Origin of the sequence: Chryseobacterium sp. SG20098, from assembly GCF_031844745.1 — a bacterium.
Taxonomy (GTDB): Bacteria; Bacteroidota; Bacteroidia; order Flavobacteriales; family Weeksellaceae; genus Chryseobacterium; species Chryseobacterium cucumeris.
Genome location: NZ_CP134622.1, coordinates 1,156,732 through 1,178,620, shown reverse-complemented (window position 1 = coordinate 1,178,620; position 21,889 = coordinate 1,156,732). Strand labels below are relative to the sequence as shown.

The following is a 21,889-nucleotide window of genomic DNA, read 5'->3' as shown; positions in this document are numbered from 1 at the left end:
CACTATCTTTGCACACTCGTAATTCAAGGTTCTGAGTTCAATGTTTAAAGTTGAAGATTCCTTGAGTTGCTCCTAAACCTTAAACTTTGAATTTTACAATATGAAATGTGGAATCGTAGGCTTACCGAATGTAGGTAAATCAACTCTTTTTAACTGTCTGAGCAACGCAAAAGCTCAATCAGCAAACTATCCTTTCTGTACGATTGAACCGAACCTTGGAACGGTTTCTGTACCGGATCAGAGATTGTTTGAACTGGAGAAAATCGTAAAACCTGAAAGAGTTTTACCCGCTGTAGTTGAGATTGTTGATATTGCAGGTCTTGTAAAAGGAGCCAGCAAAGGAGAAGGATTGGGGAACCAGTTCTTAGCTAATATCCGTGAGTGTGAAGCGATTATTCATGTTTTAAGATGTTTTGATAACGGAAATATCGTTCACGTAGAAGGTTCAGTAGACCCATTAAGAGATAAAGAAATTATTGATATAGAGCTTCAGCTGAAAGACCTTGAAACCGTAGGAAAAGCAGTTGAGAAAGCTAAAAAATTCATCAAATCAGGGAAGAAAGAAGATATCCTTACTTACGAAACTCTTCAGAACTTACAGAAATTCCTTGAAGATGGTAAAAATGCAAGAGAATTTGCCACTGATGACTTTACAAAATCAATCATCGGAGAAGTTCAATTGTTGACAAATAAACCGGTTCTTTACGTTTGTAACGTAGATGAAAACTCTATCAAAAACGGAAATGAGTGGATTGCTAAGATTGAAGAAATGGCTAAAGGCGAAGGTGCTGAAGTAGTAGTATTAGCCGCTCAGATCGAAGCTGATATCAATGAGCTTGAAACTTTCGAAGAAAGAGAAATTTTCCTTGATGAGCTAGGGCTTACAGAACCTGGTGTTAACCGTTTGATCAGAAAAGCGTATGATCTTTTGAAACTTCAGACGTATTTTACAGCTGGGGTAAAAGAAGTAAGAGCCTGGACTATCGGACAGGGATGGACTGCTCCACAAGCTGCAGGAGTAATCCACACAGACTTTGAAAAAGGATTTATCCGTGCAGAAGTAATCAAGTATAACGATTACGTAAACTATGGTTCTGAAGTAAAAGTAAAAGAAGCTGGAAAGCTTTCTGTAGAAGGTAAAGAATATATCGTACAGGATGGCGACATCATGCACTTTAGATTCAACGTATAAGAAAAGTATTAAAGTTAGTTATAAAAAAAAGCGTTTCCATGAATTTGGGAGCGTTTTTTGCTTTTATACATCAAACTTTAACTATGAAAATCTGTTATTTTACAATTCTTATTTTATTTTTTTCATGTTCTCAATCTGTTGAGAAAAACTGTTTTACCAACAGAAGAGATCAGGTGTTTGAAGTTTATAAGGAACAGAAGCCTTATACTGTGAAGCAGATACTGAATAAAAAGGTTGATTATTTAGAAATTACTAGCCTTAAGAAATACCGCAGTTTTAGGCAAGACAGTGTTGAATCTTTTACCCATGCAGGATCTGAAGTATATGAAAAAATGGAAAAAAGGCTGGAAAGTCAGTTTAAAGTATTCAGAGAGAAATTTTCAGATCAGTTTGCGTTTTATTCTTCGCAGCAGGTAGGGAATGTTTTGTATGGTTTAGGACGAAACAGACTTGGCTTCTGGCTTCTGACTATTGAAAATGAAAAACCTAAAGCATATTTTCTTGGATTGAGTTTCAGCCATTATTACATCAACGAAATTCAGGAATTGCCTATTATCAAAGATGGGTTTCTTCAGTTTGAAGGAAGTCTTGTGAAAATTGTAAAGGTAGGAGGGCTTCCCGGATATGATGATTATTCTGCAATGGAAGACGGGAAACTTTTTAAAATGAACCTGAAAGATGTAACGAAGGATTCTGATCATGATGGTTATAATGATATCTTTGAGAAAAGTTTTGGACTTAATCAGATGGATAAGGATACAGATGGAGATGGCATTAATGACTTTGAGGATATGAATCCTTTATTTAAATCTGAGAAGAACAAATTTACTCAGCTTTATGAGCTTTTACAGCCCAATAATGGAATGATTAATATGAAAAAACTACATTATACATTTCAGATTTATGAAACTGATTGTGACTATTTTCATCACATTAACCCTGAGGCAAGAGTACTATTTGTTTCGGAAGATAAAAATAAGCAAACTCCTTATCTGAGGATTACGGATGTAACAGACAGGAACATTTCCAAAATTCAAATCAATGATAAAGATCCGAATATATTCTATATCTATGTTTCAGGAAGTGGATTTATTAATGATTATGCTGCAGAGTATATAAAGGGAAAATGGATGCTAAAAGATCTAGGTGGTACTGTGAGCTAAATGAATACAAATTAAAAATCGCTTCTTTTTAAAGAAGCGATTCATTTAATATCATTATAATATTGGAGGCTCTAAGTTTGGCCAACATGGTGGTTCTACACAACTAAAGGATTTTTTAATACAAGTATTTGATGTTGGCATACATACTTCTGTTACTCCTGGACGGCATTGTGGCTCATAGCATGATGGATGAGTTTGTGTACATATTGTTCCATTCTGTATACTACATATCATTACGCCTCCTTTAATGGTTTTCAACTCTTTTTTATTAAGTTTTTTACCATTATTTAAATGTTGGTTTCTCATTCGTTTAAGTTTTTTTTATGGTTTAGTTTTTTTTTGCTTTTACAATTCAATACCAGGCTGGCATTGAATTTCTGCACAGGCAAAAGAATATTTCTTACAAGTAAGGTCTGGAAGCAAGCACATTTCTTTTCCACCAGTAATTACTCTTAATTGTTTTTTATTCAATTTTTTTTCGTGATTTAAATCTTGATTTTTCATGATGTTTAATTTTTGGTTTAGTGAAGAATTCTATCTTTATGGTTGTGGTCTGCAGATTTTTTGGGCGCATCCCACAGAAATTTTAGTGCAGTTTCTGACATCGTCAGGGGGATAAGTTTCACAAGGAAATTCTGTACATGGTCTTGGTTCCATACAATCTAACATACCTCCTAAAATAGTTTTTAATTGTTTTTTTTCAAGCTTTTTACCTTTGCTTAATTCTACCTTTTTCATAATTTTTTTTTTATTAAATGATGTTTTATTTATAATTGAGGTCTGCACTCTTTTTGTGCACATTTTGGAGAAATGATTGTGCATCCATATGGATCAGAAGAAGGCTCGCAAGGGGTAGGACAAAGAACCGGTTCCATACAGTTGATAAGACCACCTTTAATGGTTCTTAATTCTTTTTTGTTTAATTTTTTTCCGATTTGACTGATTTGATTTCTCATTGATTTGATTTTTAATGGGTTAGTTGAACGAAAATAATAAAAATAAATGAGTTATATCACTGTGTATAGAAAAAAATGAAAAAAATATAATGTTGTATCTGTAATATTGTGATAAATTTTCAATAGAATAAGTGATTTCATTGAAATTTTCAATAAATCCATATGGTGTGTTTTTTTGAAATTTAAAAAAGTCTTGAGATCGGACGAGCAATCTGTAATCATTTCAAAAAAGGTTGATTGATAACTTCGTATATTTGAATTTTACAAATCATCTGCGATGGAAAAAATTGCACATACCTCACTGGAAGATTTTTACAAGGAGATGGCTGCCAAACTGGGCAAGGATCTTGAAAGTATTTTTCCAAAAGGACTTCATAAAGACATTGGTCACTTTAATGTTTTTGATATTTCCCAAACGATAGAAAGAGCCAAGACTACTTCTGAAATGCCTTATAATAGAAGAAAGTACTATAAAATAAGCTTTATAAAAGGAAGAAATAGAGCAGAATACGCAGACAAAGTAATTTCAATAAAGCAAAACGCTCTATTGTTTGCTACACCTAAAGTTCCCTATCACTGGGTTCCTGAAGCCCCGGATCAGTCCGGAAGTTTCTGTGTTTTTACGGAAGATTTCTTTATTAAGGATAAGTCTTATTACAATCTGGAAGATCTTCCTATTTTTCAGCCAGGCGGAGTTCCTGTTTTTGAAATTGACGGTGAGCTTGCAGAAGAGATTGAAAGCCTCTTTAAAAAGATAAAAAAAGAAATAGATTCAGATTATGTCTTTAAATATGATCTGATCAGAAACTATGTTCTGGAGCTGATTCATTATGGGCAGAAATTACAGCCTGCATCCAAAATTTCGGCTTCAAATGATGCATCCATGCGAGTGGTTTCCTTGTTTATAGAGCTGTTGGAAAGACAGTTCCCTATTGAATCATGGGAACAGAGACTACAATTGAAAACGGCAAAAGATTATGCAGACCGATTGGCTGTTCATGTCAATTACTTAAACAAAAGATTAAAGGAAAGCACCGGAAAGACAACCACAGAATTTATTTCGGACCGGATTATTCAGGAAGCTAAAATACTTTTAAAACAGACAAAATGGAATGTTTCAGAAATATCTTACGCCCTGGGATTTGAAGAGATTGCCCATTTTTCCAATTTTTTTAAAAGGAAAACAACGTTTACTCCATTGGAATTTCGTTCCTGATTTGAATTTTGCAAATTTCAGATTGATTCAAGCAAATACTACAGTCTGAAAATATCCCAACTTTGTACCATCAAAATAATCAAAATACAATGAACACAAAAACAAATATTGCACTGGTAACCGGAGGAAGCCGTGGATTAGGGAAAAATTCAGCACTTAAAATTGCTCAAAAAGGATTAGATGTTATTATTACCTACAGAAGCAACAAAGAAGAAGCTGATGCTGTTGTCTCTGAAATCAAGTCAATGGGAAGAAATGCTACAGCATTTCAGCTTGATACAAAAGATATTAAAAGCTTTGATGCTTTTGTAAAAAACGTAACAGATCATTTGCAGCAAAATACAGGAAGTACTCATATTGATTACCTGATCAATAATGCAGGAACAGCCTTATATTCCCCGATTACGGAAGTAACGGAAGAACAATTGGACGATGTGGTAGATATTCATTTTAAAGGAGTGTTTTTCCTGACTCAAAAATTATTGCCATTTATCAACGATGGAGGAGGTATTATTAATGTCTCTTCAGGGTTGGCGAGATTTGCAACACCTGGATCCTCTGTTTATGGATCTATAAAAGCTGGAGTAGAAATGCTTACGAAATACATGGCTAAAGAGCTCGGTTCAAGAAAAATTAAAGCCAATGTTGTGGCGCCGGGAGCTATTGAAACAGATTTTGGCGGCGGAAGAGTAAGAGACAATGAAGAGATCAATGCCATGGTAGCAGGTGCAACGGCACTGGGAAGAGTAGGTCTTCCGGATGATATTGGTGGAGTGGTGGCATTCCTGTGTACGGAAGATGCAAGGTGGATCAATGGACAAAGAATAGAAGTTTCAGGAGGAATGTTCCTATAGAACTTTTAAAGGCCAAAAAGCGAAATTTTTAATTTCCTTTTTGGCCTTTTTTATTATCTTTAATCTAGAGATCAGTTTATATGATTAAAGAATTTCTTGATCAGTACCCATACCTTCTGCTGGGACTGGAGGCCCTTTATCTTCTCGGGGTTACTTTCCTTGCGGGTAAGATTATTATGGATACCAGAAATACAAGCAAAACACTGGCTTATCTTCTGCTTATTATTTTTCTTCCGGTGGTGGGTATCATTATTTATTTTGTTTTTGGGGTCAACTTCAGGAAGAATAAATTTTACACCTTCAAAATAGAACGTAATGAGCAGATATATCAGAAAGTACAGCAATATATTGAAGAAACCCATCATAAAACACTGAATGGTCATCAGGAAGAATTGCAGAATTTTCTACTCACAGTTAATTTTCTTTATAATGCCGGAAATGCACCCATTTCTCATGGAAATCATACTGAAGTTCTGATCAATGGTGAGGCTAAATTTGAAAAAGTTTTCGAAGTACTTGAAAAGGCAACCCATCATATCCATCTGGAATATTATATTTATGATAATGATGAAGTAGGGAACAGGCTTGCTGATCTATTGATGAAGAAAGCAAAGCAAGGTGTTAAAATACGTTTTCTTTATGATGATCTGGGAAGTGGGAAATTAGGCCGGAAGTTTTTAAAAGGATTACAGAAAGCTGGGGTAGAAGTATCTCCTGTTAACAAAATTACTTTCAGGCTTCTTGCCAACAGAGTGAATTACAGAGATCACAGAAAGATTATTATTGTAGATGGTACTGAGGTTTTTACAGGTGGCATTAATGTTTCGGATAAATACATCAATCCTAATCCAAAACAGTACTGGAGAGACGTTCACCTTTATATTAAAGGAGAAGCTGCTTTTTATTTTCAATTTTTATTTTTCAGCAACTGGGTTTTTGCCACTGAAAAACTTCCTGAAATCTCAACGTCTTATTTCGGTTATAAAAAAACAGAAGCAGGAAGTTCCCTCGTTCAGGTTGCTGCAAGTGGACCTGATACCAGGCCTTCTATTATGTTGAGCACCAGTTCGGCAATTCTTTCTGCGAAGAAAAGAGTATATATTGTAACACCTTATTTTATTCCTGTTGAAACGGTATTGAATGCTATAAAGCAGGCTGGTCTTTCGGGAATTGATGTAAGGCTTATGGTGCCAAAATCAGGAGATTCGGTAGTGGTGAATGCCGCTGCCTATTCCTATTACGAAGAACTTCTGGAGAACAAAGTGAGGGTGTTCTTTTACAAGAAAGGGTTTATTCATGCCAAAACAATGATTGTTGATGACCATTTTTCGTCTGTAGGAACAGCGAATATGGATGTCAGAAGTCAGGAACTTAATTTTGAGGTGAATACATTAATCTTTGATGCTGAAATTAACCTTAAGCTTAAAAATCTTTTTATTGAGGATATGAATGATTGTGAAGAAATCTTCCTTGATGCCTGGAAAAAAAGGTCAAAATTTAAAGTTTTTTTTGAACACCTGGCAAGACTGCTTTCTCCGTTAATTTAAAATTCATCTGTGAATAGAAAATAAAAACTCCGGAAACATTTCCGGAGTTGTATGCATAATCTCTTTGCCTCTTTGTTTTAATCAGGAAGTATTAAATCTTTGATAAATTCTCAAGAGCTTTTTCCAGAGTTTCCTGCTTCTTGGCAAAGCATAACCTGATTACATTCTCATTCAGCTTGTTTTTATAGAAAGAAGAGAAGGGAATGCTGGCCACCTTATAATTGATGGTAAGTTCTGAAGCAAAATCAAAATCATTTTTATCAGAAATCTTATCATATTTCAACGCCTGAAAATAAGTTCCTTCACAATCCAGAAGTTCGAATGATGTACCTGCAAGACCTTTTCTCAGAAAGTCTCTTTTTTCCTGGAAAAACTGATTCAGATAAGTATAATGTTCGTCATTCTTCATGTATTCTGCCAAAGCCAGCTGAATAGGAGTGTTTACACAAAAAACATTGAATTGATGCACTTTTCTGAATTCTTCTGTTAAACTTTTGGGTGCTGCACAATAGCCCACTTTCCATCCGGTAACATGGAAAAGTTTCCCAAAAGAGGCTACAAGAAGGCTTCTTTCTTTCAATTCCGGATACTTACAGATGCTTAAGTGCTGTTTTCCATCAAAAACAATATTTTCATACACTTCATCACTCAAAATAAGAATGGAAGTGCCTTTTACCAGATTAATAAGTTCTTGTAAGTCATTTTCTTTCAGGATTTTTCCTGAAGGATTGTTAGGATTATTAAGAATGATCATCCTGGTTTTTTCACTGACAAGATTCTTTACTTCCGCCCAGTTGATTTCATAATCCGGAGCTTTCATTTCAAATCGTTTTACAATACCTCCGAAAAGTTCTACCGTAGGTTCATAACAATCATACGCCGGTTCAAAAATAATCACTTCGTCATCCTTTTTGATAAATGATGCAATAGCCGTGAAAATGGCCTGTGTGCCGCCTGCAGTAACTGTTATTTCAGATTCCGGATGGTAAACTGCCTTATGGCTGTTTTCAATTTTTCGTGCAATTTCTTCCTTTAAGCCAATCATTCCGCCAAGAGGAGCATATTGGTTGAAGCCTTTTTTAATAAAATAATCTACATGATTTAATAATTCTGAATCTGGCATAAAATCAGGAAAGCCTTGAGACAGATTGATGGCTTCATTCTCATTGGCAAGCTGAGTCATCTGGCTGAAAATAGTAGTTCCTACATTGGAAAGTTTTGATAAAGGAAGTTGTATCATAAAAACAGTTTTGTTGACCGAATTTAATGAAATAATTAAAACAGATTGAACTTATAGTAATAAAAATTAGAAAATAGCATATTTAAAAAGAATAATGAAAAATTTTACAATTAAATGTCAGTTTCGGAATATACAACAAATCTAAACATTTGTTTAAATTTCCCTTTTAAATCAATAAAAAGATACTTACATTTGTTAGACCAACAACCATAAAAACAATGACAATGAGGATTAATAAGACAGAGTTTCCTGAAAAGTCTATTTTATCTCAAGGGAAAAAAGATTTTGATTATATGGATAGTTTTCAGGGAGAACTTGCCAATGACGGAGGAAACATCGATATCTCGGAAATAGGAAAAGCTTTCTTTACAAGCGGACCAAAATGGGGAAAGAAAATGTTTGCTTTCAGAAATAAAATAGTGGGATTATTCGGATTAAAAACCGGAAATGAAGCAGAAAAGCAACCAACAGAGAAGGATTTTCAATGTGAAGTAGGAGAGCGTGTAGGGCTTTTTAAGGTGTTTGATAAAACCAACAACGAAATTGTTCTGGGAGAAGATGACAAGCATCTGGATTTCAGAGTTTCTCTTTTCATAGACAAGAATAAAAAAGAGATCAATAAAAACTCCCTTACCATATCCACTACTGTAAAATTTCATAACTGGCTGGGAGTGCTGTATTTTTTACCCGTTCGGCCTTTCCATAAAATGATTGTACCAGCGATGCTGAAAAATATGATTGGGCAGCTGGAAAATAAAAGGTAATGTTTGAATCCTTACATGAAGTAGGACTGAAATAAATTAGTTATATAAAACGACCATCCTGTTGTAAGGATGGTCGTTATTTTTAATGGAATAAACTTAATAAAAGCTCAATAATAAATCAATCTGTGCATTGCTTACTCCTGCGGGTCTGTTCGCTTTAAGCTGAGTGCTTAAACTGCTTAATCCATAACAATATTTTAGAAGATTAGTTTCAATATTGGCTAAAGTATAGCCGGTAACCTGATCATTGACTGTTCCCATAGGCTGAGAGCTAAATGACTGTCCCAATTCGTTGAAGTTATCCACTAAGTTAATAAATAAGCTTGTGTAGTCAGAACTTGTATTCAAACTCCAGAACTGATATCCGAAACGATTAGGGAATACAGGTGGATTAGAGGGATTATAATTTGGAGTTCCGTAATTTGCAATACCTCTTTCTCTATATTCTATTCCTGTTACAAACCATTCTACAGCGCATGGCCAGCTTTCTTGCAGCATCGAATTAACCTGTGAATACTGAACTGCCCCGGTGTTCATTTTGATAACATGCGAAGTATGGGCAAGTTCATGTACAGTCGTTGAAAAATAATCATCAGACTGATATTCTGTCGTTGACCCAGGTCGGAATCTTGCTATCTTCAGGTAAGGAAAAACCACGTAATTGATTCCCTGCCAATCTTTAGCTGTATTCTTCGCTATAATATGTGAACGGTTTCCACTAGGTCTGACAGGTCTTTGTAAGCCTCCAATATCTTTATAAAAATAACGGTAGGCTGCTCTAAACATATGGCCCTGCATATTTTCATAGCCAGGCATGATGTCATGGCTCCAATGATTACTTTTGATATTATTCCGGATCACATTGGAAGGGCTAATCTGGTTATCTTTAATTACAAAATGCTTTCTATCCATATGCAGCTTGAAGTCTACTTTTTTGTTGTTTGGGAAAGGTGTACCGTCCAGTCCGTACTGGCCATTTGCATTGGTGATTCCTTCTCTTGTTCTCAAACCCCTTTTAGCGGTAACTTTGGCGCCTTCAAAAGGGATCAGTGTATTTAACCTTGTATCAAAGATTCGAATGGTACCATATATTGGGGCACCACCTCCGCCTCCTCCGGGATTCGGGTTTGGATTGGGATACCATTGCCCGGGTTCTCCTATATTATCCCAGGGCTTATAGTCGCTAGGTTCCCAAGGAGTGAAACCGGATATGTTTTCTGCTCTATTGACCAGACTATAGACGAATTTATAATTCATATTACCAGTGCCTAAGAGTTCAATATCCTCTTCAGGAAGGTACGCCTCCTGAAGAATTTCATAGCTAATACCGGCAGGTAAGGCTGTTTCATTCCTCACAGTTGCATATTGCGGTGTAGGCTGATCGGCCGGAACATCAGGATTATGATAGAATTTACCGACCACCAATACTTCTTTATCAAGTGGATAATCATAAAGAATAAGATCGGATTGTTGTAGTGCTTCCAGTTCATCTTCCGTTGCCGGATTGAATTTAATGTATTTGTGTGTAGAGCGAATATTTACAGCAGTCAATGATCTGTTGCCTTCTGCTTTTGGCTCGGCCAGCAATGATTTGTAAGCAGCCATCATGTTTTCAATTGTGTATGGAATAGGAAGTTGTTCTCCTAATACGGTGGGTTCTCCCTCTTCAGCATATTTTGTTTCATCCTCTGAAGTGAGATCCCTGTTCATGAGTTGGGAATTGGATGCTTCAGTTTCATATTGTTCTATCACATCAGAACAGGATACGGATAAAAGAGAAACCAAAGCTATGTAGAATATTATCTTTTTCATGTTTTAATTTTTAGTTTTTATATTATTTTCTGGTCCGGAATTAAGACTGTTCCGAAACTTTTTCTTTTAAAAACCACATTCCAATCGGTAGACTGGAATGTATTTTTAAAATCATTATTATTTAGGCTCAATCCATGGTAATCCATTCCATGGCATGGTATAAATAAAGGGAAGACCTCCGATAGGTTGCGGATTAGGCGCAATAGGAGGCTGGGGTTGAGGGATTGTTCCAGGGTTACTTGGGGTAATAAACGCTGTTCCTCCGGCAATGGATCCCATTTGATTTCTCTTGAGTACTTTTCTAGTGATTTTCATGATAATTTTTTTTTGTTTAACATGACGAAAGTAGAGAAGATCCTTAACAAAAAACAGCTCCAACTAATAAGTGCGGAGGTTGAATAAGTAAGTGCGAAAGAAAATATTTTTATTCGGGTTTTCCTATGGTGGAAAGGAAGTCATTCTTCTTGCGGTAGGAGACATCCAGAACGGATCCATCGCTCATTACTACCTGTCCGCCTCTGCCTTTAATATATTCCTGAAGATGGTTAATATTAATAAGATGCTTATGATGTATTCTGAAAAAATAGTGTTCCATCAGAATGGGTTCAAACTCATGAAGCGTTCTGGATACCATTATTTTTGATTTATCAGCAAGATAAAAAAGAGTATAGCTTGAATCTGCTTCACAGCGTATGATATTGGATATTTCTACCAACTTAAATCCCTGAAGAGTAGAAAGAACGATTTTGTTATCTTTAAGAAGAGGATGATTAGGAGTCTGTATTTTTTTGATATTGTCCAGGGCTTTATTGACAGCAATAATAAAATCAATTTTTTTTATAGGCTTTAAAAGGTAATCTGTAGCCCCATTTTTAATCGCCTGAATAGCAAAATTTTCGTGTGCTGTGATGAAAATAATCTGAGAATGGACTTCATTAAAGTTTGACAGTAAATCGAAAGTGGTTCCGTCACCCAACTGAATGTCCAGAAACAGAATGTCAGGAGAGTTTTTGATAAGATAAATATAAGCCTCTTCAACGGAGGAAGCCTGGAATTCTATGTTGATTTCAGGAAATTCATTTCCCATAAGTAATGCAATATAATCTCTACCATCTTGTTCATCATCAACAATGCATGCCTGTATTTTATTTCTCATAAGGTTGTATATAAAGTTTAATTTGTGTCCCCTGTCTGTTGTTTTCCGGAAACGCATTGATTTCTAAAAATATATTGGTATCAAAAAGCTGTTTGAAAGTCTCAATTCTTTTATGAGAAAGTTTTACCCCAAAGGAGTTGTCTTTTTTCAAAGATTCCTGATTGGAAATTCCTATACCATTATCTTCAATGGTGATGCATAAAGAAACATTCGTATAATCAAAGCTGATAAGAATTTCTCCTTTTCTGTCCTTTAAGCCTGAAATGCCATGTTTTATTGCATTTTCCACAAAAGGCTGGATCAGTAAAGAAGGAATCGTCCAGTTTTGATCTACCTGTTCAGAAATAATAATTTTATAATCAAAAAGATCTTTTACACGAAGCTTTTCCATATCAAGATACAATGTGAGATATTCTACTTCATCTTTTATAGGCATGAAGGTTTTTTCTGAATAATAAAGCGTTTTTCGGATCATCTTGGCAAAAATATCCAGATAGTTTTCTGTTTCGAGGTAATCTTTTTTATACAATAAAAATTGGATGGAATTGAGACAGTTATAAATAAAATGAGGGTTGATCTGAGCCTTAATAGCCTGGAGTTCAAGTTCGGCAATCTTCTTTTCATACTCCATTTTTTCCATTTTCTTATTCTTTTTTTTGTGCAGATAAGAAGAGATGATCATCAAGAGAGTTCCGATGATGACGATGGCCAATATCAGCCTGAACCACCATGTCTGCCAGAATAGAGGTTTTATATGAAAAGTGAGATCGGAAGAAGCGTAGGATTGTTTTCCGTTATATCCCAAACCATAAACCCGGAAGGTATATTTACCTGGGGGAATAGAGTTGAAGATGACTTTAGAAGAATTATTGATCTGCCACGAGTTATTAAGGCCTTCCAGCTTATATTTATAGCTTATTTTTCCCAATGAGGGATAATCAAGAAAGCTGAGATTGAAAATAACAGTATTGTGGGGATAAGCAGTCAGGCTTTTCTGCAGGTCGTAATGCTCATTATTTTCAATAGACACCGAATTAATGACGACCTTTTTATGAATGAATTTTTCCTGTGTCAGTAGTTTTTTGATGGAAAATATTCCAAGTCCTTTAGAAGTTCCAATGAAGATGGTATCATTTTTTATTGCACAGCCGGCCACTGCATCAGAGGGAAGCCCGTCTGTCTGGGTGAAGTTACTGATATGTTGATTTTTTGCTGTCAGCTCAACTCTGGATATCCCGGAATTGGTGCTTGCCCAGAACGTATTGTTATTTTCTACTTCTATTTTTTTAACCTGGTCATTGATTAATCCATCATTTTTCCCGATTTTTCTTATAATTCCTTGAGTATTAAAAAGAATAATCCCGTTGAGGTTAGTAGCTCCCAAATAGGTGTGATCATCTAATTTTTTAATGTCCGTAAAATAATATCCTTTCAAGAATAAAGTCTTTTTTCGGGTTCTGATATTGTATTTGTACAGATCGCTGAAGCTGCCGGTAAACAGATTCTCTTTGTCGTAAGGGAAAACGGTGTATACCCGTTCCGGAAAAAGGGTAGTTGTTTTTTTACTTTTTAAACTGTAGGTCAATAAACCTCCAGATGTACAGAAAAATAAGGAATCCTGGGTGTAAGGGACAATGTTTTTTAAGGAACAGTATATTTTGTTAGAAGTATTATTGGCTATATCATGAACAATCACTTTACCTGATAAACCGAAAATGGAAATATTCCCTTTTAAATAAACAGAGATGTTTTCATCTTTATCACCTTTATCAAGGATGATATTTTTTATCTTATTGTCTTTGCTGATAAGAGCTCCGGCAGATTGATTGTAGCCGAGAATAATATTTCCGTTATCTTTTGCAATGGCTTTTATATACTCAGAATTACTTTTTACAGGCAAATTGATATGATTGGTAAAAAGGGATTTTGAGATGAAAAATACACCATTATTCCTTGAATTGAACCATACGTTATCATCCTTGTCTACCAGAACATTATTGATCACATAGCGTTCCAGTATTTTGATGGGAGTACCAAGGTTTCTCTTCTTTTCAGTAAGTGATTGGTTGAAATATAAAACCCCTCCATTACTTATATTCAGCCACAGTTTATTGTTTTTATCAATAAGTCCGTAGAAAACATTCTCTTGTGGGCTGCAATCATAAGAACTGATCTTTTTTATACCTGAAGGAGCAGAGAGCTGATACACTTCAATTGTATTTTTATTTAAGAAGACAAAAAGATCATCTTTTTCACAGATCATACTTCCGGTTCCTGCTTTCAAATGCTGCTTTTTTCCGGTAATGATGTTGTAGACAAGTATATCTTCCTGATGAGGATCATGCAAATAGAGATTGTAGGTGTGTGGTTCAAACCTGAGCGTTGCAAAATATCTTTTCCCGTACTCTAATGGGATAGGGATCTTTTTAACTTTTCCATTTTCATAGATGAAAATATTCTGAGGATTTAAATTGCCATAAAGATAAAGCCGGTTTCCATCACGGGTAACTTTCGGAATTGAGCTTGAAAATTGATTTTTTACGTACTCATTAATATTCAGATTGATAACGCGGCCGTTTTTTAAATAAGCAAAATCATTCAGAAATGGAAGAATGAATACCTCTCCGTTGGGCAAAGGTTCACAGGAGATAATATCAATATTCTTTAATCCTTCTTTCTTACCGTATTGTTTAAATTCTTTTCCGTCAAATCTGAATAAACCATTATCGCTGCCTATCCAGATGAAACCATTTTTATCTTGTCTCAGATGATACGTATAAGAACAATTTAATCCTTCCTCATCGCTATAGTTCACCATCCCGGGGATCTGTGAAGGAAATAATGAGGGAAAGAATAAAATTACAGATAATGTGAGGAAAGTAAATAAATTTTTCACATGATAATGATAATTTCGTAAATATATAATTTGATTAAGAATAATACAATGGTTGTAGTAGAATATTGAAAAAAAACAAGAGGAAAAAAATTCGGATAATTTTGGACAATTTTGTACTTTTGTATGTTTGCTGAAATCATATATGTCACAAGAAATAAATCCAACCTACTCCGAAGATAATATCAGAACCCTCGATTGGCAGGAACACATCCGTTTACGCCCCGGTATGTACATCGGGAAGCTCGGTGACGGTTCTTCCGCTGATGATGGTATTTATATCCTGTTAAAAGAAATCCTTGATAACTCTATTGATGAATTCAGGATGAGATCAGGGAAAAGAATTGAAATAAAACTGGACGATGGCAAAGTTACCATCCGTGACTTTGGACGTGGAATTCCACTAGGGAAAGTGGTAGACGCTGTCTCAAAAATGAATACTGGTGGTAAGTACGACAGTAAAGCGTTTAAAAAATCTGTAGGTTTGAATGGGGTTGGTACTAAAGCGGTAAATGCCCTGTCAGATTACTTCAGAGTTCGTTCTTTCCGTGATGGAAAAATGAAAGTTGCTGAATTCTCCCGTGGAATGATTACAGAAAACTTTGATGAGAAAGAAACCTCAGACAGAAACGGTACTGAAATTTCTTTTATTCCTGACGGAGAAATCTTCCTGCATTTCAAATACAGGAAAGAGTATATTGAAAGAATGCTCCGTAACTATGCTTACCTGAATCCAGGACTTAAAATTCTTTTCAACGGAGAAACCTATTATTCTGAAAACGGTCTTAAAGACTTATTGGAAGAAGAACTGGAAAGCGATATCCTTTATCCGATCGTCCATTTAAAGGATGATGATATTGAGGTAGCGATTACCCATTCTGACAAATCACAGACAGAAACCTATTTCTCATTCGTAAACGGACAGAATACAACACAGGGAGGAACACACCTTAATGCATTCCGTGAAGCGTATGTGAAAACAATTCGTGAATTTTTCAATAAAAGTTTTGATGCTTCTGATATCAGAAAGTCTATCATTGCTGCCATCTCGATCAATGTAGAAGAACCTGTTTTTGAATCCCAGACCAAAACAAAATTAGGATCTAATGACATGGGACCGAACGGACCTACCGTAAGGACATTCATTATTGATTTCCTGAAGAGTAAACTGGACAATTTCCTGCACAAAAATCCGGAAATAGCAGAAGCAATTCAGAGAAAAATATTAATTTCCGAAAGAGAAAGAAAAGAACTTTCCGGAATTCAGAAACTGGCCAGAGAAAGAGCAAAAAAAGTATCTCTTCACAATAAAAAACTTCGTGACTGCAGACAGCATTATAACGATCAGAAAGCCGAAAGAAAAGGAGATACGCAGATCTTCATTACCGAAGGAGATTCCGCATCAGGATCTATCACAAAATCCAGAGATGTAGAAACTCAGGCCGTATTTTCACTGAAGGGTAAACCACTGAACTGTTATGGTCTTACCAAGAAAGTGGTGTATGAAAATGAAGAATTTAACCTTCTTCAGGCCGCTTTAAATATTGAAGAAAGTCTGGAAGACCTGAGATACAATCAGGTAATTATTGCTACCGATGCCGATGTGGATGGGATGCACATCCGCTTGCTGATGATTACTTTCTTCCTGCAGTTCTTCCCGGATCTGATTAAAAACGGACATCTGTATATCCTTCAGACTCCGTTATTCAGAGTAAGGAATAAAAAAGAAACAAGATATTGTTATACTGAAACAGAAAGAATAAAAGCCTTAAACGAACTGGGGAAAAATCCTGAAATCACCCGATTTAAAGGATTGGGAGAAATTTCTCCGGACGAATTTAAGCACTTTATTGGTAAAGATATCCGTTTAGAACCTGTAGTAGTGGGAAAAGACCAGACGATTGATCAACTTCTGGAATTCTACATGGGGAAAAATACACCGGACAGACAAACCTTCATCTTAGAAAACCTAGTGGTGGAAGATGATACTGATATTGATAAAAAAGAAATACTGAATGAAGTAGAAAATTAAAAAAAAACTTATAACTTAAAAAACTGATTGTAAGAGCTATTGCAGACTGGAAAAAAAGCACAATTTTGGATGAAGTAGGAAATTATAATACTTACACAGCCAAAAAAATAAAATGAGACTAAGTAACCGTAATAAAGCATCAGTTTATAACTCTTTGAGTACACTGCTTTTAATGATTGCAGTGTTTGGGATAACTGTATTTGCAGCCAATGAATACAGATTTCATGCGATGGATAAAGAAAGTTATTTATTAATTATTATTCCTGTGTTGCTGCTGATTGTCTTTTATATCAGCGGAAGACAGATTTTTGAATACGACAGTGATGGAGAAGCTTTGAATTTTAAAAACAGGAATGTTATTCCTTTTTTAAATAAACCTCTTCATGACGAATTTCCAAAATACAAACTGATAAAATATGATGTGGTCAGTATTTTCTTTTTCAAAAGATTATACATTACCGTTTCCAGTAAAAATAATGGTTCTACCATACTCAAATACCAGATTTCTTATTTGAGCAACAAAGAAGTAAACGATTTAAAACTCTCTCTGAACAAAGTAGTGAAAGCTAATAAAGAGAAAAAAGATAAAACAGATGACGACAGAAGAATATTCGCATGAGGGTGAAAGCTTAAAAAAAGTTTCCGGGCTGTATAAAGACTGGTTTCTTGATTATGCTTCCTATGTAATTCTGGATAGAGCGATCCCTTCAATATATGACGGTTTAAAACCTGTTCAACGAAGAATTATGCACTCCATGCGGGAGCTGGAAGACGGCCGTTACAATAAAGTGGCCAATATTGTGGGAAATACCATGAAATATCACCCACACGGTGATGCTTCCATTACAGATGCCATGGTACAGATTGGGCAGAAAGAACTGTTAATAGATACTCAGGGAAACTGGGGAAATATTTATACAGGTGACTCTGCAGCTGCTGCGAGATATATTGAAGCAAGACTGACACCTTTTGCCCTGGAAGTAGTCTTTAATCCTAAAACTACAGATTGGACAAAGTCTTATGACGGAAGAAACAATGAACCTATTGATTTACCGGTAAAATTTCCCTTGCTTCTTGCACAGGGAGTAGAAGGTATCGGAGTAGGGCTTTCCACAAAAATACTTCCTCATAACTTTAATGAACTTATCAATGCCTCTGTAGCTTACTTAAAAGGTAAAAAATTTGAACTGTTTCCGGACTTTTTAACTGCCGGTTATCTTGACGTTTCCGAATATAACGATGGTCACAGAGGAGGAAAAGTAAGAGCAAGAGCCAAAATTACCCAGACGGATAAGCATACATTAGTCATTTCTGAACTTCCTTATTCCAAAACAACAACGGACCTTATTGACTCTATTCTGAAAGCCAATGAGAAAGGGAAGATCAAAATCAAAAAGATTGAGGACAATACTTCTGATAAAGTAGAAATCCTGATTCATATTCATAATGATGTTTCACCGGATAAGACCATTGATGCGCTGTATGCATTTACAGACTGTCAGGTGACAATCTCTCCGAATGCCTGTGTGATTGTAGGTGACAAACCAATGTTTCTTACAGTATCCGATATTTTAAAAACGAATACAGATCATACCGTTTCATTACTGAAGAAAGAATTGGAAATTGAGCTTCATGAACTGCAGGAAAGCTGGCACTTCTCTTCATTGGAAAGAATTTTCATTGAGAACAGGATTTATCATGATATTGAAGAAGTGAAGACCTGGGAAGATGTATTAAAGACCATTGATGCAGGATTAAAACCTCATACCAAACATCTTTTAAGAACCGTTACAGAAGAGGATATTTTAAAACTGACCGAGATCAGAATCAAGAGAATTTCAAGATTCGATTTAGATAAATTTAAAGAAAATATTGCTTCGCTGGAAGGTAAAATAGAACAGGTAAAGTATAATCTGGCTAACCTGATTGCTTACGCTATTGATTATTATTTAAATATTCAGAAAAAATACGGTAAAGACAAACAAAGAAAGACTGAGCTTAGAATCTTTGATACGATTGATGCAACAAAAGTAGCCGTAGCCAATGAAAAATTCTATGCGAATTTCGAAGAAGGTTTCATCGGAACATCCCTGAAGAAAGACCAGTATTTGTTTGACTGTTCCGACATTGATGATATCATCACATTCAGAAAAGACGGAAGTATGAAGGTGGTAAAAGTGGAAGCAAAAACTTTCATTGGTAAAGACATTCTTCATGTTGCCGTTTGGAAGAAAAACGATAAGAGAACCGTCTATAATATGATCTATCGTGAAGGAAGGGAGGGACCTTATTATATGAAACGATTCTCTGTAACCGGAGTAACCCGAAATACAGATTACCCGTTAGCTTCAGATAAAAAAGGATCAGAAACATTATATTTCTCAGCCAATCCTAATGGAGAAGCAGAAACCGTAACTGTGCTTTTAAAACCTAACCCTAGAATCAGAAAAAACAAAATGGAGATCAATTTCTCCGATCTTGCCATTAAAGGGCGTGATTCCAAAGGAAATCTGGTGACTAAGTACGCTGTAAAGAAAGTAGATATGAAGGAAGAAGGAGTTTCTACGCTCGCTCCCAGAAAAATCTGGTTTGATGATACGGTAAGAAGACTAAATGCCGATGCAAGAGGTACATTATTGGGAAGTTTCAAGGGAGATGATAAAATACTGACCATCAATACCAATGGTGAAGTAAAGCTGGTGTCTTTTGACTTGGGTAACCGTTTTGATGATGAATATCTGGTGTTGGAAAAATGGAGACCTGCACAGCCGATTACCTGTATCTATTACGACGGAGAAAAAGATATTTATTTCATTAAGAGATTCTTACTGGAAAATACAGTGAATGTACAGACTTTCATGCCTTCTGAACACCCGAAATCATTCATCGAAAATGTAATTGTTGCCAACGATGTTACTGCAGAAATTATTTTTGCAAAAGATAAAGGGAAAGAACGCGATCCGGAAACTATTAATATTGATGAGTTTATTGCGGTAAAAGGAATAAAAGCTATTGGAAACCAGTTTACGAAATTCAAAGTAAAAGCCATCAATATTACCATTCCTGAACCTGTAGAAGAAGAGCCTGAAGTATACGAAGATCCGGAACCAACAGGCGAAACGGATGAAGATGGAGGAATTATTGGAGATTTGTTCCAGGGTGACGGAAATAATGAAAATGAATAGACTAAACTAAGATGTCTGTTCAGATATAACATAAAAAGAACACAATGGATATAGTTGTTATCATTATCATTGCAGCCACATGTATTTTTAGTTACATGGGGTTCAATAATACAGCATTATTTGAGAAATATAAATTCAATGTCGGAGCGATTGCGAATCGTAAAGAATATGTAAGACTTATCAGTTCTGCGTTTTTGCATGCAGACTTTATGCACTTATTTTTTAATATGCTTTCTCTGTATTTTTTTCAGGGAGTCGTTATTAGTTTCTTTGGAGAAATAGGATTTTTGATTCTATATTTCGGATCAATGATTCTGGGAAATTTATTCAGCTTACAGATTTATAAAAACCAACCTTGGTATTCAGCAATTGGAGCATCAGGTGCGGTTTCGGGAATCATTTTTGCTTCCATAGCCATGGCTCCGAATGAGATCAGTGTCAACTTCTTACCAGGATGGTTATTTGGAACACTATATTTCGGATACTCAGTATACATGATGCTTAATCCTAAGCAATGGGATAATCTTGGGCATGCTGCTCACCTTGGAGGAGCGTTTTTCGGATTGGTGTACTCTATTGTCATGCATCCGCAGCTGGCCATGAGCAATATCCTTTTCTTAGGAATCATGTCACTTCCACTTATCTATTTAGGATATGAAATTTTTGTAAGGAAGCGAATAGGATAAAAGACTATTTTTAATCAAAATATCAAAACCAATGAACACATCAGAGTTAAACAGTTTCATCGTGATACTTATCTATGGTTCATTGGTTTTGCTTTCTCTGTTAAAGCTTGCCAATCCTTTAAAAGTAAACTATAAAGCTAATTTCTGGTTCGGGATATTTCTCTTTCTGTGGTCTACTTTTTGGCTGGATGAAGTACTGTTTCTTATCACCGGTTCAATCATTGAGTTTCATTCCTTGTTTTGGGTTAGACTTATTCAGTTTTTTACCCCTATTGTTTTTTACTTTAGTGTGCTGTTTTATACCAATCCTTCCTTTACTTTTAAACTTACAGTTGTTAAGTTTTTAATCCTTCCGGCTGCTTTTCTGGTTTGTCTTATATTGATCAAACTGGGATATAAAAAGCCATTTCAATATCTCAGTATAATTCTGATCCTGATTCAGGCCCTCTTCTATACGGCTCTTTCCTATATTACCATCAGGAAACATCAGAAAAAGATCCAGCAGTTTTCTTCCAATACCGAAGGAATCAATCTGAACTGGCTGGAATATATTATTCTTGTACTTTTTATTGTGAATATCATCTACGTGATTTATAATCTGTTCTATGATCCGAAATCACTGAATTTCTTTATCAATGCCGTCTTTTTGTCGGTTATTTACTGTGTAGGATATTATTCTCTGAAACAGAAGGAAATTTATCCTTTAGAAGAAAAACAAAGACAGGAACTGATCTCTATGGACGAAAATTCGGATCCGGAAGAAGTTAAAAGAAAACTTATTTCTGATGAAGAATTAGTAAGGATTAAAACTTCACTGGAAGGGATTATGGACTTACAAAAGCCGTATCTTGACAGCGAACTTAACCTGATCAAACTGGCTGAAATGCTTTCCGTTTCTACCCATCATCTTTCTTATGTCATCAACACAGGCTTTGGAAAAAACTTCTTCCAATATGTGAATGAATATAGAGTGGATTATGCCAAAAAACTGCTGAAAGAAACCAATAGCAAATTATCCATTTTGGGAATTGCCTACGAATCCGGATTCAATTCTAAGACCTCTTTTAATACAACTTTTAAAAAAGTGACCGGACAAACACCTTCTGAATTCAGAAAATAAGTTCAGGTTTATAAACTCTTACTTTTTATTTGTTTTAAATTTTTGATTTTCAGTGATTTATTTATTTCAGCTT

Annotated in this window: 19 protein-coding genes; 11 read left to right on the top strand and 8 right to left on the bottom strand. The window is 35.4% G+C overall.

Going from position 1 to position 21,889, the window contains the following annotated elements:
• Positions 1-100: 100 nt before the first annotated feature.
• Entirely contained in the window at positions 101-1,192 is a 1,092-nt protein-coding gene (ychF, locus tag RHP76_RS05395) for a redox-regulated ATPase YchF (RefSeq protein WP_062675159.1), read from the top strand.
• Between the two features lie 83 nt (positions 1,193-1,275).
• Positions 1,276-2,355: a hypothetical protein gene (locus RHP76_RS05390; protein WP_277694973.1), complete on the top strand. Its 1,080-nt coding sequence runs from the start codon at positions 1,276-1,278 to the stop codon at positions 2,353-2,355.
• Positions 2,356-2,700: 345 nt separating this feature from the next.
• Here the strand turns inward: RHP76_RS05390 and RHP76_RS05385 are convergent, their stop codons facing one another.
• Genes RHP76_RS05385 through RHP76_RS05375 form a run of 3 tightly spaced genes read right to left on the bottom strand, consistent with a single transcriptional unit; the run spans position 2,701 to position 3,311 of the window.
• Entirely contained in the window at positions 2,701-2,859 is a 159-nt protein-coding gene (locus RHP76_RS05385) for a hypothetical protein (RefSeq protein WP_311229661.1), read from the bottom strand.
• A 36-nt stretch (positions 2,860-2,895) separates the two neighbouring features.
• Positions 2,896-3,093 carry a hypothetical protein gene (locus tag RHP76_RS05380; protein ID WP_062675157.1) on the bottom strand — a complete coding sequence of 66 codons (198 nt, stop codon included), beginning with the start codon at positions 3,091-3,093 and terminating at the stop codon, positions 2,896-2,898.
• 29 nt (positions 3,094-3,122) lie between these two features.
• Positions 3,123-3,311, bottom strand: coding sequence for a hypothetical protein (locus RHP76_RS05375; protein ID WP_062675156.1), 189 nt, complete (start codon positions 3,309-3,311; stop codon positions 3,123-3,125).
• Between the two features lie 277 nt (positions 3,312-3,588).
• Between RHP76_RS05375 and RHP76_RS05370 the strand changes: the two genes are divergently transcribed.
• The 3 genes from RHP76_RS05370 (at position 3,589) to cls (ending at position 6,928) form a co-directional block, all read left to right on the top strand.
• Positions 3,589-4,527 (top strand): helix-turn-helix domain-containing protein, encoded by a 939-nt coding sequence (locus RHP76_RS05370; protein ID WP_311229660.1) that lies wholly within the window; start codon positions 3,589-3,591, stop codon positions 4,525-4,527.
• Between the two features lie 89 nt (positions 4,528-4,616).
• Entirely contained in the window at positions 4,617-5,381 is a 765-nt protein-coding gene (locus RHP76_RS05365) for an SDR family NAD(P)-dependent oxidoreductase (protein WP_123279977.1), read from the top strand.
• Between the two features lie 80 nt (positions 5,382-5,461).
• Positions 5,462-6,928, top strand: coding sequence for a cardiolipin synthase (gene cls / locus RHP76_RS05360; RefSeq protein WP_311229659.1), 1,467 nt, complete (start codon positions 5,462-5,464; stop codon positions 6,926-6,928).
• Positions 6,929-7,019: 91 nt separating this feature from the next.
• Here cls and RHP76_RS05355 read toward each other — a convergent pair whose 3' ends face one another.
• Positions 7,020-8,168 carry a methionine aminotransferase gene (locus tag RHP76_RS05355; RefSeq protein ID WP_311229658.1) on the bottom strand — a complete coding sequence of 383 codons (1,149 nt, stop codon included), beginning with the start codon at positions 8,166-8,168 and terminating at the stop codon, positions 7,020-7,022.
• A 224-nt stretch (positions 8,169-8,392) separates the two neighbouring features.
• On the opposite strand from RHP76_RS05355, the gene RHP76_RS05350 reads away from it, so the two are divergent.
• Positions 8,393-8,932 carry a DUF2867 domain-containing protein gene (locus tag RHP76_RS05350; protein ID WP_280210680.1) on the top strand — a complete coding sequence of 180 codons (540 nt, stop codon included), beginning with the start codon at positions 8,393-8,395 and terminating at the stop codon, positions 8,930-8,932.
• A 96-nt stretch (positions 8,933-9,028) separates the two neighbouring features.
• Here RHP76_RS05350 and RHP76_RS05345 read toward each other — a convergent pair whose 3' ends face one another.
• The 4 genes from RHP76_RS05345 to RHP76_RS05330 form a co-directional block, all read right to left on the bottom strand.
• Positions 9,029-10,744 (bottom strand): hypothetical protein, encoded by a 1,716-nt coding sequence (locus RHP76_RS05345; RefSeq protein WP_311229657.1) that lies wholly within the window; start codon positions 10,742-10,744, stop codon positions 9,029-9,031.
• 117 nt (positions 10,745-10,861) lie between these two features.
• Complete coding sequence (locus tag RHP76_RS05340; protein ID WP_131797524.1) at positions 10,862-11,059, bottom strand: hypothetical protein; 198 nt, start codon at positions 11,057-11,059, stop codon at positions 10,862-10,864.
• A gap of 109 nt (positions 11,060-11,168) precedes the next feature.
• The gene (locus RHP76_RS05335) at positions 11,169-11,900 is read right to left on the bottom strand and encodes a LytR/AlgR family response regulator transcription factor (protein ID WP_311229656.1); all 732 of its coding nucleotides are present in this window, start codon (positions 11,898-11,900) and stop codon (positions 11,169-11,171) included.
• Positions 11,890-14,718 carry a sensor histidine kinase gene (locus tag RHP76_RS05330; protein ID WP_311229655.1) on the bottom strand — a complete coding sequence of 943 codons (2,829 nt, stop codon included), beginning with the start codon at positions 14,716-14,718 and terminating at the stop codon, positions 11,890-11,892. Before RHP76_RS05330 ends, RHP76_RS05335 begins: the two co-directional genes overlap by 11 nt.
• A 220-nt stretch (positions 14,719-14,938) precedes the next feature.
• On the opposite strand from RHP76_RS05330, the gene RHP76_RS05325 reads away from it, so the two are divergent.
• From RHP76_RS05325 to RHP76_RS05305, 5 genes are all read left to right on the top strand, one after another.
• Complete coding sequence (locus tag RHP76_RS05325; protein ID WP_062675146.1) at positions 14,939-16,825, top strand: DNA topoisomerase IV subunit B; 1,887 nt, start codon at positions 14,939-14,941, stop codon at positions 16,823-16,825.
• Between the two features lie 112 nt (positions 16,826-16,937).
• Entirely contained in the window at positions 16,938-17,444 is a 507-nt protein-coding gene (locus tag RHP76_RS05320; RefSeq protein ID WP_065119656.1) for a hypothetical protein, read from the top strand.
• Positions 17,419-20,010: a DNA gyrase/topoisomerase IV subunit A gene (locus RHP76_RS05315; RefSeq protein WP_120231437.1), complete on the top strand. Its 2,592-nt coding sequence runs from the start codon at positions 17,419-17,421 to the stop codon at positions 20,008-20,010. The genes RHP76_RS05320 and RHP76_RS05315 overlap by 26 nt, the downstream gene beginning before the upstream one ends.
• Before the next feature lie 44 nt (positions 20,011-20,054).
• Positions 20,055-20,696 (top strand): rhomboid family intramembrane serine protease, encoded by a 642-nt coding sequence (locus RHP76_RS05310; RefSeq protein WP_034696498.1) that lies wholly within the window; start codon positions 20,055-20,057, stop codon positions 20,694-20,696.
• 31 nt (positions 20,697-20,727) lie between these two features.
• Positions 20,728-21,816: a helix-turn-helix domain-containing protein gene (locus tag RHP76_RS05305; protein WP_311229654.1), complete on the top strand. Its 1,089-nt coding sequence runs from the start codon at positions 20,728-20,730 to the stop codon at positions 21,814-21,816.
• The last annotated feature ends 73 nt before the right edge of the window (positions 21,817-21,889 follow it).